Origin of the sequence: Chelativorans sp., from assembly GCF_031180965.1 — a bacterium.
GTDB lineage: Bacteria > Pseudomonadota > Alphaproteobacteria > Rhizobiales > Rhizobiaceae > Chelativorans.
Genome location: NZ_JAPSLH010000005.1, coordinates 158,157 through 171,599, shown reverse-complemented (window position 1 = coordinate 171,599; position 13,443 = coordinate 158,157). Strand labels below are relative to the sequence as shown.

The following is a 13,443-nucleotide window of genomic DNA, read 5'->3' as shown; positions in this document are numbered from 1 at the left end:
TCAAAGGCTCTGGAGTTCGGCCGGCAGCAGGGCCGCCGGCATGTCCTGGAACGCGACCGGGCGCAGGAAGCGGCGGATCGCCAGCGTGCCGACGGAGGTGGTGGAGGCGTTGGTGCTCGCCGGATACGGGCCGCCATGCATCATCGCGTCGCTCACCTCGACGCCTGTGGGAAAGCCGTTGGCGATCAGGCGCCCCGCCTTGCGCTGCAGGATGGGCATCAACGATGCGGCGAGCGGGACATCCGCCTCGTCCATGTGCAGGGTGCAGGTGAGCTGGCCTTCGATGCCCCGGGCTATCTCCTGCATCTGGTCCATATTCTTGGCCCGCACGAGGATCCCGAACGGTCCGAATACCTCCTCATGCAGTTCCGGATGCGCAAGCCATTCGTCGCCGGTGGTCTCCAGAAGGTCCGGCCCGGCATTGCGCCCGTCCGACTTCGAGGCGAGCCGCGCCCGGATGCAGTTGAGCCCGGTGAGGCGATCGCGGCCCCGGCGATAGGCATCGGCGATGCCCGCGGTCAGCATCGGCTGCTCCAGCACCTTTTCAAGGGCAACCTGCGCCGCCTGCAAAAACTCGTCCACCGGCGCGCCGTCTACGGCGATAGCCACGCCGGGATTGGTGCAGAACTGGCCAACGCCCATGGTCAGGGAGGCGGCCCAGCCTTGGGCAATCTTCTCGCCGCGGGCTGCAAGGGCTGCGGGCAGCAGGAACTGCGGATTGATCGAGCCGAGCTCGCCGTAGAAGGGGATGGGCTCGGGCCGGCTCGCAGCAAGGTTGAAGAGAGCGCGCCCGCCCCCGGTAGAGCCGGTGAAGCCAACCGCCTTGATCAGCGGATGCGTCACCAGCGCCTCACCGGCCTCGCGGATATTGCTCTGGATCAGCGAGAAGACGCCCGGATGCTGACCCGTCTTCCTGATCGCCGCATCGATCGCCTCGGCGACCAGCTCGCCCGTGCCGGGATGGGCCTGGTGCCCCTTCACGATCACCGGGCAGCCGGCGGCAAGCGCCGAGGCAGTGTCGCCGCCCGCGGTGGAGAAGGCGAGCGGGAAATTCGATGCACCAAACACGCCAACGGGGCCGATGGGAAGCTGCATCAGCTTCAGGTCCGGCTTCGGCGCTGGCTGGCGGTCCGGATTGGCCGGGTCGTGCCGGCGGTCGAGATATTCGCCCTTCACGATATGCTTCGCAAACAGCCGCAGCTGCCCGGTCGTCCGGCCGCGCTCGCCATTGACGCGCGCCTCGGGCAGGCCCGTTTCCTGGCTGGCGATCTCAGTGATGGCCTCGGCCCGCGCCTCGATCTCGTCGGCGATGGCGTTGAGAAACGCGGCGCGGTTTTCGCGGCTGGTAGCGCCATAGGTCCAGAAGGCTTCCTCCGCCGCCTTCGCGGCGCGGTCGACCTCGGCTGCCGTCCCCACGGCGAAGCTGTGCGCCGGGCCGGTGACCGGGTCGGACGGGAACGTCTTTTCGCCACCGACCCACTCGCCGGCGATCAGGTGCTTTCCACGCGGCTTGAACTGGGACATCGCTAACTCCGTGATCGGCAGTGAGAAGGATCGACCGTTATCTATTCGTGGAAGGCTTCCACGTCCATCGTTCGGCCGAGAAGAAAAGCGTCCGCGACAAGCTTCAGCGGCGCAAGATCGACATCGCTCTCGCCCGCCTTCAGGAGCTCGGCGAAGCGGTGATAGATGCCGTCATATTCGGCCTCCAGCCCGCCCGGGTGGGAGGAGCCGTCGATCGACATCCTAGACCCGCCATCGGCAAGCACCAGCAGGCCGGCATCCGTCTCGATGCGGATCTCCCAGGTCTGCGGCCCTTCCTGGCGCCAATCGAAATCGGCCGTGACCTCGAAGCCCGCGAGGCTGCGCATGGTGAGCTCGGCCGCGATCGGGGTCTGGAAGTTCTGCGGCACTTTCAAGGTGGCTCCGGTGACGAAGACCGGCGGCACGATGGCGGTCAGGATCGACAGCGCGTTGATCCCAGGATCGAAAACGCCGAAGCCGCCGGCTTCCCAGATCCAGGCCTGACCCGGATGCCAGCGCCGCACATCTTCCTTCCAGACGATCTCGACATGGCGGATCTTCTTGCCCTGGAGCCATTGCCGCGCGGGCTCTACACAGGGCGCGAAGCGCGAATGCCAGGTGGCAAAGAGCGTCACGTTCTTCTCGCGCGAAAGGTGGATCAGGGCCTCGACCTCGCCGACCGTCGTGCCCGGCGGCTTCTCGAGCAGCACATGGCGGCCGGCCTTCAGCGCCGCCACCGCCATTTCGTACCGCGGCTCGGGCGGCACGCACAGCGCGACGGCAGGAATGTCCGCCCGCTCGCGCAGCATGGTTTCGAGATTTGTATAGTTGTCTAGACCTTCTACCCGGCCGTGCCGGCTGACCGCCGCGGCAAGCTCGAACTCGGACGAGCGCTCGATGGACGGCAGATGCTGGTCGCGGGCGATCTTGCCGACGCCGACAACGGCAATTTTGGTGCCAGCCTGGCTCACCATATCCTCCCCTCCTCAGTGCGAATCCTTCGGGATGGGCGCCCCGCGGCAGCCCTTCAGGAAGTCGAAGTCGGCGCCCGTGTCGGCGCCCTGAACATGCTCGTGGAAGAGCTGGGCATAGCCGCCTTTCGGGCGGTCGACGATGGGCTTCCAGGCAGCAAGCCGGCGCTGAAGCTCGGCATCGGAAATGTCGAGATGGAGCCGCCGGTTCGCCACGTCTAGCTCGATCATGTCACCGTTCCTGACTACGGCGAGCGGTCCGCCCATCGCCGCTTCCGGAGAGGTGTGCAGCACAACCGTTCCATAGGCCGTGCCGGACATCCGGGCGTCGGAGATGCGCACCATATCGGTTATGCCCTTCCGCAGCACTTTCGGCGGCAGGCCCATATTGCCGACCTCGGCCATGCCGGGATAGCCGCGCGGGCCGCAGTTCTTCAGCACGAGCACGCAGGTCTCGTCCACGTCGAGCGCTTCGTCATTGATCTTGGCCTTGTAGTCGTCGATGTCCTCGAAAACGACGGCGCGGCCGCGATGATGCATCAGATGAGGCGAGGCGGCTGACGGTTTCAGCACCGCACCCCTCGGCGCCAGATTGCCGCGCAGCACCGCGATGCCGCCCTGCGGCGTCAACGCCTTCTCCACGGGGCGGATGACGTCGTCGTTCCAGTTCTTGACGTCCTTCACCTCGTCCCAGATCGGGCCGCCGGAGACGGTGAGCGCTTGCTTGTGGAGCTTGCCGCCCTCGCCCAGCATTTTTATCACCACGGGCAGCCCGCCAGCGTAAAAGAACTCCTCCATTAGGTATTTGCCCGATGGCATCAGGTTGACGATCGTCGGCACGTCCCGGCCGAGCCTGTCCCAATCGTCGAGTGTCAGTTCCACGCCCACACGCCCGGCGATCGCAAGCAGATGGATCACCGCATTGGTCGAGCCGCCGATCGCCCCGTTGACGCGGATGGCGTTCTCGAAGGCCTCGCGTGTCAGGATGTCCGACGGCTTCAGGTCGTCCTTCACCATCTGAACGATGCGCCGGCCCGACAGATGCGCGACCACGCGCCGGCGGCTGTCGACGGCGGGGATGGCGGCATTGCCGGAAAGCGCCATGCCCAGCGCTTCCGCCATGGATGCCATGGTGGACGCCGTGCCCATGGTGTTGCAGGAGCCGGGCGAGCGGCTCATGGCCTGCTCGGCATCCAAGAAATCCTCCTTCGTCATGGTGCCGGCCTTGATGGCCTCCGACATCTGCCAGAGCGCCGTGCCGGAGCCGACGCGCTCGCCGCGGAACCAGCCATTGAGCATCGGGCCGCCGGAGACGAGGATAGCCGGGATGTCGACGCTCGCCGCGCCCATCAGGAGCGCCGGCGTGGTCTTGTCGCAGCCCGCAAGCAGCACGACGCCGTCGAGCGGATTGGCGCGCAGCGCCTCCTCCACATCCATGGCCGCAAGGTTGCGATACATCATGGCGGTGGGGCGCAGCGCGCTCTCGCCGGGGGAGAAGACCGGGAATTCCAGCGGCAGGCCGCCCGCCTCGTAGATGCCGTGCTTCACCCGCTCGGCCAAATCGCGCAGATGCGCATTGCAAGGAGTGAGCTGCGACCAGGTATTGCAGATGCCGATCACCGGCCGCCCATCGAAGAGATCGGCCGGCAGGCCTTGGTTCTTCATCCACGAGCGATGATAGATGTGGTCGCGCGAGGTGCCGCCGAACCACTCCTGCGACCTAAGTTTCCTCGGCCACGGCTTTGGGGTGAAGGTGGTCATTCGTAGGCTCCTTCCGGTCCGCCATCCGGATTGTGTTGAAATTCGCTCTGGTGACCTAGAGAGCCGTGACCCTGGTCTCGCGCTTTTCTTCCCGCGCGTGGGGATTTCTCAGAGGCAGGCCGAAATCGGGGGAGGAAATCTCGAAGACGTCGCCCTCGCCGCAGGAAATGCCGTCCGCAAAGGACAGCGTCGCGGTCCCGAACATGTGCACATGCAGGTCGCCCGGCTGGCAGAAGAGCGCGTATTTGAAGTGATGGTGCTCCAGATTGGCGATGGTATGGGACATGTTCTTCTCGCCGGAAAGGAACTCCTTCTCCCAGATCACCTTGCCGTCGCGCAGAATGCGCGAGGTGCCGCGTATGTCGGCCGGAAGGTCGCCCACCAGAAGCTCGGGGCCGAAGGAGGCAGGCCGCAGCTTGGAGTGCGCAAGGTAGAGATAATTGATGCGCTCGGTCACATGGTCGGAGAACTCGTTCGCCAGGGAAAAGCCGATACGGAAGGGCCTGCAATCCCTGCCGACGAGGTAGAAGCCGGCGATCTCCGGCTCCTCGCCGCCATCCAGCGCGCAGTCGGGCGAGACGAGCGGGTCGCCGCATGCGACGGCATTGATGCCCGTGCCTTTATAAAACCATTCGGGCTGCACGCCGGTCTCGCCGGGCTTGGGCTTGCCGCCCTCAATTCCCATGCGGAACATCTTCATGGAGTCCGTCATCCCGGCCGTGTCGGCCGCGGCGTGCATGGCGTCGCGCGCCGAGGCCGAGCCCAGATGGGTCAGGCCCGTGCCCGTCAGGAACATGTGCGCCGGATCGGGATGGCGGACGGGAACGTCGAGCGCACCCTCGGCAGCCAGCCTTTCCAGGTCCACCGCCTCGCCGAAGCCGTGGCGCTCGATCACCGCCGCAAGCTTCTGGCCGGCCTCTATCGCCTCCTTGGCCAGGGCATAGGTGCTCTCCGCTCCGTTCACCAGCCGGGCGTCGGTGCCCCGGCGGCAGATCACGCCGCCCCTCTTCAATTGTGACAGATGCATGGGTCAGGCCGCCTTGTTCTTGTTGTAGACGTCGAAGATCACCGCCGCGAGCAGCACGAGCCCCTTGATGACCTGCTGGTAATCGATGCCGATGCCGAGGATGGACATGCCGTTGTTCATCACGCCCATGATGAAGGCGCCGACCACCGCGCCGACGATCTTGCCGACGCCGCCGGACATGGAGGCGCCGCCGATGAAGACGGCGGCGATCACGTCGAGCTCGAAGCCGACGCCCGCCTTGGGCGTAGCCGTATTGAGGCGGGCGGCGAAGATGAGGCCTGCAAGGGCCGCCAGCATGCCCATATTGGCGAAGGTCAGGAAGGTCAGCCGTTCCGTGCGGATGCCCGAGAGCTTCGCCGCCTTCTCATTGCCGCCCAGCGCATAGACGCGGCGGCCGACCGTCGTGGAGTTCGTCAGGAACGTGTAGATCACCGTCAGCACCGCCATGGTGATGAGCACGTTGGGGAAGCCGCGATAGGTGGCGAGCAGGTAGGAAAGGAAGATGATCGCCGCGGCGATGAACCCGTTCTTGGCGACGAAGAAGGCAAAGGGCTCGTCCTCGGTACCGTAGCGCATATGGCGCTGGCGGTTGCGCATGGCCATGAAAACGAGGATTGCCGCCGTGGCGGCGCCCAGCAGGATCGCCGTCACATTTGGCCGGCCGACGCCAAAGATGTCGGGGATGAAGCCGGTGCTGAGCAGCTGGAAGGAGCGCGGGAACGGCCCGACCGACTGGCCAGCGAGAACCCAGAGGGTTAGCCCGCGGAAAACGAGCATCCCGGCCAACGTGACGATGAAGGAGGGGATGCGCCAATAGGCGATCCAATAGCCCTGAGCCGCGCCGATCATGATGCCGAGGATGAGGCAGGCGGGGACGACCAGGGCCGGCGCAAGGTCGTACTGCACCAGCATTACCGCCGCCACCGCGCCGACAAACCCCGCCACCGAACCCACCGAAAGATCGATATGGCCGGCGACGATGACCAGCAGCATGCCGAGCGCCATGATGACGATGTAGCTGTTCTGCAGGATCAGGTTTGTAAGGTTCACCGGCCGCATGAGCGTGCCGTCGGTCACCACCTGGAAGAAGCCCATGATGACGATGAGCGCGAGCAGCATGCCGTATTCGCGCAGGTGGTTCTGCAGATGGGTGGCGATCGAAACCGCGGCACCGGCTGCCTTGGCCTCGCCCAGCCCCTCGGCCGGTTTCGTCTCGCGAGCGGATAATTCGGACATTGGCTTATGACCTCACGATCATGGACATGATCTTTTCCTGGCTCGCCTCGATGCCCGCGAGCTCGCCGACGATCGCGCCCTCGTTCATGACATAGATGCGATCGCACATGCCGAGCAGTTCCGGCATTTCCGAGGATATCATGACGACGCCTTTCCCCTGCCCCGCAAGCTCGTTGATGATGCCATAGATCTCGAACTTCGCGCCGACATCGATGCCGCGCGTGGGTTCGTCCAGAATCAGCACCTCGGGCTCCGTGAAAAGCCACTTGGCGAGCACCACCTTCTGCTGGTTGCCGCCGGAAAGGTTCATCACCTTCTGGAAAACAGTCGGGGTGCGCACGCCGAGCGCCTTGCGGTAGCGCTCCGCCACCTGCCGCTCCTCGGCATTGTCGATGACGCCGTTCTTCGCCACGCGCAGCAGATTGGCGAGGGTGACGTTGCGCAGCATGTTCTCTTCGAGGATCAGGCCCAGCGCCTTGCGGTCCTCGGTCACATAGGCAAGCCCGTTGGCGATCGCCCGGTTGACGCTGGAAACGTCGATCTCCTTGCCGCGCAGCTTCACCGTTCCGGAAATATTGCGGCCATAGCTGTGGCCGAAGAGGCTCATGGCAAGCTCCGTGCGCCCGGAGCCCATCAGCCCGGCAATGCCCACCACCTCCCCCTCGGCGACGCGCAGGGAGACATCGCGGATCATCTGCCGGTCCGACTGGAGCGGATGCCAGACATTCCAGCCCGTCACCTCGAGCAGTGTCGCGCCGATCTTCGGCGTGCGCTCGGGATAGCGGTGCGCGAGGTCCCGGCCCACCATGTCGCGGATGATGCGCTCCTCGCTGATCTTCTCCTTGTGGCAGTCGAGCGTCGAAACGGTCCTGCCGTCGCGCAGGACGGTGATGGTGTCGGCGACGCGGCTCACCTCGTTGAGCTTGTGCGAGATCAGGATGGAGGAAATGCCCTGCGCCTTGAAGTCCAGCAGCAGATCGAGAAGCTTCGCACTGTCGTTCTCCTGCAGGGCCGCCGTCGGCTCGTCCAGAATGAGCAGCTTCACTTCCTTGGACAGGGCCTTTGCGATCTCGACCAGCTGCTGCTTGCCGACGCCGAGCGTGTCCACCCGGGTTGCCGGGCTTTCCTTCAGGCCCACTTTCCTCAAGAGCCTGTCGGTGCGCGCATTGGTCTCGGACCAGTCGATGACGCCGCCCTTTGCGATCTCGTTGCCGAGGAAAATGTTCTCGGCGATGGAGAGGAGCGGCACCAGCGCCAGCTCCTGATGGATGATGATGATGCCGATCTTCTCGCTGTCGGATATTCCGGAGAAGGCGACCGGCCGGCCGTCGAAGACGATCTCGCCCTCATAGGAGCCGTGCGGATAGACGCCGGAGAGCACCTTCATCAGCGTCGACTTGCCGGCGCCGTTCTCGCCGACCAGCGCATGGATCTCGCCATGCGAGACCTTCAGATTGACGTCGTCCAGAGCCTTCACGCCCGGAAAGCTCTTGGTGATGCCGCGCATCTCCAGAATGGGTTCCATCGGAGCTTCCATAGCCAAAGGGCCCGCCGCGTTGCTGCGGGAGGGCCGGGATCAGGGTCTTGTTCGTTACTGGACCTGATCCTTGGTGTAGTAGCCGCTGCCGATCAGCACCTCTTCCCAGTTGCTCTTGTCGACCAGCACGGGCTTCAGGAGATAGGACGGGACGACCTTGACGCCGTTGTCATAGGTCTTGGTGTCGTTGATCTCCGGCTCGCTGCCCTGAAGCAGCGCGTCCACCATGCCGACCGTGACGCGGGCGAGTTCGCGCGTGTCCTTGAAGATGGTGGAATACTGCTCGTCGGCGAGGATCGACTTGACCGAGGGGACCTCCGCGTCCTGGCCGGTGACGATCGGCATCTTCAGGTCGCCCGAGCCGTAGCCCACGCCCTTGAGCGAGGAGAGGATGCCGATGGACAGACCGTCATAGGGCGACAGGACGCCGTGCACCTCTTTGTCCGTGTAGTAGCCGGACAGAAGGTTGTCCATGCGCGACTGCGCAACCGCGCCGTCCCAGCGCAGCGTTCCCACCTTGTCCATGCCCATCTGGCCGGAGCCGATGACGATCTCGCCGGAGTCGATCATCGGCTGCAGCACCGACATGGCGCCATCGTAGAAGAAGAAGGCGTTGTTGTCGTCGGGCGAGCCGCCGAAGAGCTCGACATTCCACGGCTTCTGATCCGGGAAACGTTCCTTGAGGCCGTCGACCAGCGAGGTCGCCTGCTGCACGCCGACCTGGAAATTATCAAAGGTGGCGTAGTAGTCGACATGCTCGCTGTCGCGGATCAGGCGGTCATAGGCGATGACCTTGATGTCCGCCGCCGCCGCATTCTCCAGCGCGTTGGACAACGTCGTGCCGTCGATCGCCGCGATCACCAGCACATTGACGCCCTTCGTGATCATGTTCTCGATCTGGGCGAGCTGGTTCGGGATATCATCTTCGGCATATTGCAGGTCGGTCTGGTAGCCGGCCGCCTGGAACTGCTCGACCATCGAGTTGCCGTCGGAAATCCAGCGCGCGGAGGATTTCGTCGGCATGGCAATGCCGATCAGGCCCTTGTCCTGCGCCTGAGCCGCGCCCGCGAAAAGTGCCGCCCCCAAGGCAAGCGACGTGAAGATGGATGTGATTTTTCTCATTTATTCCTCCCATAGCCACAGGGCACGGCCCCATGTGATGACATTTGACCGCGCCCGGTGGTGGTGTGCAAGAACGAACTGGATCACCTGATCCGCCGGCGAACCTATTGGACGAGGGTTATACCAATCAAATGCATTTTTGGTTTTTACTCATACCCAAAATGCTATGAATGCGGAATGATCAAGGACATCACATCCAGGCTGAAGCTCAGCCAGTTCCGCCTGATCGCCGCCATCGCCGAGCACGGCCAGCTGAGCCCCGCGGCAGCGGCCCTCTCCATGACGCAGCCCGCCGCCTCGCGCATGCTCACGCAGATCGAGCGGCTCGTCGGGGCCTCCCTCTTCGACCGGCACGCCAAGGGCATGAGCCCCACCGAGGTGGGCCGGCTTCTCGCCCGCCACGCCGAGACGCTGCTGACGGAGCTGCGCGAGGCCATCGTCGAGGTCGAGGAATTCAAATTGGGCAAGGGCGGCCGGGTGCGCGTGGGCGCCGTGACGGGCGCGGCGGTCGGCTATGTGGTGCCGGCGATCCAGAAGCTGAAGGCCACCTCCCCCAATGCCGATGTGCATATCGACGTGGCGCCGAGCGACACGCTGATCCGCGATCTCATGGCCGGCCATTTCGACTTCGTGCTGGGCCGCGTGCCGCCGCCCTTCGACGCGCGCGACTTTCTCATCGCGCCCGGCCGCAGTGAGACCGTCGACCTCGTCGTGCGCCGGGATCACCCGCTTGCCAGTGTCAACGCCCTGTCGATCATCGAGCTCAGCGACTACGAATGGATCCTGCAGTCGGTCGGCTCGCCCTTGCGCGTGGTCGTGGAGGAGGCTTTTCTTGCCGCGGGAGGAGCCCTGCCGCGCAACATCATCAACACCACGTCGCTGCTCGCCATGATCGCGCTGCTCGTCACCTCCGATGCCATCGCGCCGCTCTCGCGCGAAGTCTCCGAGCTTCTGGGGGGAAACCGCGGTGGCCTGGGGCTCGCCGTCCTGCCGATCCGTGAGCCGCTGGTGGTGGACGCGTACCACCTGCTTTCGCTTAAGAGCCGGCCGCTGTCGCCGCTCGCCGAAAGGCTCAAGGAGCTGATCCTGCAGGAGCTTGCGCGGGAGCAGGTGGCGTCGCTCCCGCAAAAGTAGAGTTCACCTCAAGCCGCCATCGCCTCGGCCGGCGGCTCCTTGGCGCCCGTCATGAAGGCGACCGCATCGGACATCGTGAAATCCTTCGGCCTGATGACGCAGAGCCGCCGGCCGAGCCGGTGCACATGGATGCGGTCGGCAACCTCGAACACATGCGGCATGTTGTGCGAGATGAGCACGATGGGCATCCCGCGCGAGCGCACGTCCTGAATGAGGTCCAGCACGCGGCGGGACTCCTTCACGCCAAGCGCCGCCGTCGGCTCGTCCATGATGATGACCTTGGAGCCGAAGGCGGCGGCGCGCGCCACCGCCACGCCCTGGCGCTGGCCGCCCGAAAGCGTCTCCACTGCCTGGCCGATATTCTGGATCGTCATCAGGCCGAGGTCCGAGAGTTTCTCACGCGCGATGCGCTCCATCTTCTCGCGGTCGAGCGCGCGCAGCCAGCGCCCCCAGAAGCCGGGGTTCCTGATCTCGCGGCCCAAGAACATGTTGTCGGCAATGGAAAGCGCCGGCGAAAGCGCCAGGGTTTGATAGACGGTCTCGATACCCGCTTGGCGCGCCTCCAGCGGCGAGCGGAAGCTGACGGGCTTGCCCTCGAGCCGGATCTCCCCTTCGTCCGGCCGGATGGCACCGGAGATGGCCTTGATGAGCGTCGACTTGCCGGCGCCGTTGTCGCCGATCACGGCAAGGATCTCACCGGGATAAAGGTCGAAATCGGCGCCGTTGAGTGCGACGACGCGGCCGAAGCGTTTCACCAGCCCGCGCGCGGTGAGGACCGGCTCGCTCATGACGATACCTTCCTGATCCACTGGTCGAGCGCGACGGCAATGATGGTCAGCCAGCCGATGGCGAAGACCTGCCACAGCACATCCACCCCCGCAAGCCTGAGACCCGAGTTGAAGACGCCGACGATCAGCGCCCCCATCAGCGGCCCGACGATGGAGCCGCGCCCGCCGAAGAGCGAGATGCCGCCGATCACCACGGCGGTGATCGACTGCAGATTGGCTTCCTGAAAGCTCTGCGGCGAGACCGAACCCACGCGGCCGATCGCCGCCCAGGCGCCGATGGCGCACACTAAGCCGGCCACCGCATAGACCTGCACCAAGGTCCTGTTGGTGCGGATGCCGGCAAGTTCGGCCGCTTCCTTGTCGTCGCCCACCGCATAGACGTGCCGGCCCCAGGCGGTGCGGTTCAGCACATACCAGAGCACGGCGAAGATGATGAGCATCAGGATCGAGCCATAGGTAAATTGCGCGCCGGCAATCCCGATGCTTTCGCCGAACCATTTGAGAGCCGGCGCCGTCGCGTCGATCTCCTGGCTGCGGATCGACTGCGCCCCGGAGAGCCAGATATTGAGCGCGAAAAAGATGTTCCAGGTGCCGAGCGTCACGATGAAGGGCGGCAGCTTTATACGGGTCACGAGGAGCCCGTTCAGCATGCCGGCCAGCGTTCCGCAGAGGAGCCCCACCAGGATGGCGAGCCCCACCGGCACGCCCATCTTGACGGCCAGATTGCCCATGATCACGGAGATCAGCACCATGATGGCGCCGACCGAAAGATCAATACCGGCGGTGAGGATCACCAGGCTCTGCGCCGCGGCGAGAATGCCGATGATGGACACCTGCTGCATGACCAGCGACAGGTTGAAGGCGCTGAAGAAGCGGCCGCCAGCGACGATGCCGAAAGCGGCAATGCTGAGCAGGAGCACGATGACCGGCACCATCGTGGGGTTGGCGTGGAGGAAGTGCTGCAGCCGGTCGAGCAGCGTCTTCTCATGCCCCTCGAAGGCGGCCACGGCATCATCGCCGCCGTCGACCGCCTCCTCAAATCCCTGCCGTCCGCGTGCTGCGGTGCCCGCCTCGCTCATCGTCGATCCTCCCAGCCTCGGGACGAGTGTGACCGGAAAAAGATGCCGGGGTCAAACAGGCCGATCAAGGCGCGGGGGCGGCAGGAAGCCGCCGCCCGTCATCTCGTTTGCACCCCGGCGAAAGCCTAGCCCCAGCAGCGGGCCAGCCCCTCCTCGGAATTGATCGACTCGACGCCCTCCACCGGCTTGTCGGTGACAAGGTTCACGCCCGTATCGAAGAAGTCGAGGCCCTCGGTCGGCTTCGGCTTCTCGCCGGTCTCGGCGAATTTGGCGATCGCCTCGATGCCGAGGGAGGCCATCAGCAGCGGGTATTGCTGCGAGGTGGCGCCAATGATGCCCTCCTTGACGTTCTGAACGCCCGGGCAGCCACCGTCGACCGAGACGATCAGCACGTCCGTCTTGCCGAAGGACTGCAGCGCCTCATAGGCGCCGGCAGCGGCCGGCTCGTTGATCGTATAGACGACATTGATCTCCGGATCGCGCTGCAGGAGGTTTTCCATGGCCTTGCGGCCGCCCTCCTCATTGCCGTTGGTAATGTCATGGCCGACAATGCGCGGATCGTCCTCATCGCCAATCACATTGGCGTCCTTCGCGTCGATGCCGAAGCCGGTCATGAAGCCCTGGTCGCGCAGCACGTCGACCGAAGGCTGGCTCGGCGTCAGGTCGAGCATGGCGATCTTGGCATTCTGCGCCTCGTCGCCCAGGGTCGCGGCGGCCCATTTGCCGATCAGTTCGCCGGCCTTGAAGTTGTCGGTGGCGAAGGTGGCATCGGCCGCGTCGATCGGCTCCAGCGGCGTATCGAGGGCGATCACCAGCAGGCCGGCATCGCGCGCCTTCTGCACGACGGGCACGATCGCCTTTGTGTCGGAAGCAGCGATCAGAATGCCCTTGGCGCCGGAAGCGATGCAGGTCTCAATGGCCTGGACCTGCGTCTCGTGATCCCCGTCCACCTTCCCGGCATAGGTCGAAAGCTGGACGCCCAGCTCCTGCGCCTTGGCCGTGGCGCCCTCCTTCATCTTGACGAAGAAGGGATTGATATCGGTCTTGGTGATCAGGCAGGCGCCCGCATTCTGGGCGGCAGCCGGTCCGGAAAAGCCGAAGAGCGCTGCACCGGCGATGGCTAGTGCAGTCGATTTCAGTAGCGCGTAGTTCACAATCTTCCTCCCGAGAATTTGGCCTCCGCGGCGCCAGGGCTTTGACAAGCAAAGGCACCGTGAGCCAGAGCAAACAGGACTGCGCGCTCCCTGTCAATATATAAATCACT

General features: G+C 64.8%; 11 protein-coding genes. 1 reads left to right on the top strand and 10 read right to left on the bottom strand.

Annotated elements, in window-relative coordinates; genetic code table 11:
• From RIN79_RS05920 to chvE, 7 genes are all read right to left on the bottom strand, one after another.
• Complete coding sequence (locus RIN79_RS05920) at positions 1–1,524, bottom strand: aldehyde dehydrogenase (NADP(+)) (RefSeq protein WP_309083703.1); 1,524 nt, start codon at positions 1,522–1,524, stop codon at positions 1–3.
• A 41-nt stretch (positions 1,525–1,565) separates the two neighbouring features.
• A complete protein-coding gene (locus RIN79_RS05915) occupies positions 1,566–2,498 on the bottom strand; it encodes a Gfo/Idh/MocA family oxidoreductase (RefSeq protein ID WP_309083702.1) in 933 nt (310 codons plus the stop codon).
• Positions 2,499–2,510: 12 nt separating this feature from the next.
• The gene (gene araD, locus RIN79_RS05910; RefSeq protein WP_309083701.1) at positions 2,511–4,256 is read right to left on the bottom strand and encodes an L-arabinonate dehydratase; all 1,746 of its coding nucleotides are present in this window, start codon (positions 4,254–4,256) and stop codon (positions 2,511–2,513) included.
• A gap of 55 nt (positions 4,257–4,311) precedes the next feature.
• Positions 4,312–5,283: an AraD1 family protein gene (gene araD1 / locus RIN79_RS05905; RefSeq protein WP_309083700.1), complete on the bottom strand. Its 972-nt coding sequence runs from the start codon at positions 5,281–5,283 to the stop codon at positions 4,312–4,314.
• Positions 5,284–5,286: 3 nt separating this feature from the next.
• Positions 5,287–6,519: a multiple monosaccharide ABC transporter permease gene (mmsB, locus tag RIN79_RS05900; protein ID WP_309083699.1), complete on the bottom strand. Its 1,233-nt coding sequence runs from the start codon at positions 6,517–6,519 to the stop codon at positions 5,287–5,289.
• Positions 6,520–6,523: 4 nt separating this feature from the next.
• Positions 6,524–8,044, bottom strand: coding sequence for a multiple monosaccharide ABC transporter ATP-binding protein (mmsA, locus tag RIN79_RS05895; protein WP_309083698.1), 1,521 nt, complete (start codon positions 8,042–8,044; stop codon positions 6,524–6,526).
• Between the two features lie 66 nt (positions 8,045–8,110).
• Positions 8,111–9,178 (bottom strand): multiple monosaccharide ABC transporter substrate-binding protein, encoded by a 1,068-nt coding sequence (gene chvE / locus RIN79_RS05890; RefSeq protein WP_309083697.1) that lies wholly within the window; start codon positions 9,176–9,178, stop codon positions 8,111–8,113.
• 177 nt (positions 9,179–9,355) lie between these two features.
• Between chvE and RIN79_RS05885 the strand changes: the two genes are divergently transcribed.
• On the top strand, positions 9,356–10,312 hold the full coding sequence (locus RIN79_RS05885) for a LysR family transcriptional regulator (RefSeq protein ID WP_309083696.1): 957 nt from the start codon (positions 9,356–9,358) through the stop codon (positions 10,310–10,312).
• 8 nt (positions 10,313–10,320) lie between these two features.
• Here the strand turns inward: RIN79_RS05885 and RIN79_RS05880 are convergent, their stop codons facing one another.
• The 3 genes from RIN79_RS05880 to RIN79_RS05870 all read right to left on the bottom strand — a co-directional run bounded on the left by RIN79_RS05880 (position 10,321) and on the right by RIN79_RS05870 (position 13,318).
• Positions 10,321–11,100, bottom strand: a complete 780-nt coding sequence (locus RIN79_RS05880; protein WP_309083695.1) for an ATP-binding cassette domain-containing protein — start codon at positions 11,098–11,100, stop codon at positions 10,321–10,323.
• Entirely contained in the window at positions 11,097–12,179 is a 1,083-nt protein-coding gene (locus RIN79_RS05875; RefSeq protein WP_309083694.1) for an ABC transporter permease, read from the bottom strand. The genes RIN79_RS05880 and RIN79_RS05875 overlap by 4 nt, the downstream gene beginning before the upstream one ends.
• 125 nt (positions 12,180–12,304) lie before the next feature.
• The gene (locus RIN79_RS05870) at positions 12,305–13,318 is read right to left on the bottom strand and encodes a sugar ABC transporter substrate-binding protein (protein WP_309083766.1); all 1,014 of its coding nucleotides are present in this window, start codon (positions 13,316–13,318) and stop codon (positions 12,305–12,307) included.
• Positions 13,319–13,443 lie beyond the last annotated feature (125 nt).

Coding starts and splice junctions, on each gene's coding strand:
- RIN79_RS05920 (WP_309083703.1), bottom strand. CDS start 1,524: ATGTCCCAGTTCAAGCCGCGTGGAAAGCACCTGATCGCCGGCGAGTGG.
- RIN79_RS05915 (WP_309083702.1), bottom strand. CDS start 2,498: ATGGTGAGCCAGGCTGGCACCAAAATTGCCGTTGTCGGCGTCGGCAAG.
- araD (WP_309083701.1), bottom strand. CDS start 4,256: ATGACCACCTTCACCCCAAAGCCGTGGCCGAGGAAACTTAGGTCGCAG.
- araD1 (WP_309083700.1), bottom strand. CDS start 5,283: ATGCATCTGTCACAATTGAAGAGGGGCGGCGTGATCTGCCGCCGGGGC.
- mmsB (WP_309083699.1), bottom strand. CDS start 6,519: ATGTCCGAATTATCCGCTCGCGAGACGAAACCGGCCGAGGGGCTGGGC.
- mmsA (WP_309083698.1), bottom strand. CDS start 8,044: ATGGAACCCATTCTGGAGATGCGCGGCATCACCAAGAGCTTTCCGGGC.
- chvE (WP_309083697.1), bottom strand. CDS start 9,178: ATGAGAAAAATCACATCCATCTTCACGTCGCTTGCCTTGGGGGCGGCA.
- RIN79_RS05885 (WP_309083696.1), top strand. CDS start 9,356: ATGATCAAGGACATCACATCCAGGCTGAAGCTCAGCCAGTTCCGCCTG.
- RIN79_RS05880 (WP_309083695.1), bottom strand. CDS start 11,100: ATGAGCGAGCCGGTCCTCACCGCGCGCGGGCTGGTGAAACGCTTCGGC.
- RIN79_RS05875 (WP_309083694.1), bottom strand. CDS start 12,179: ATGAGCGAGGCGGGCACCGCAGCACGCGGACGGCAGGGATTTGAGGAG.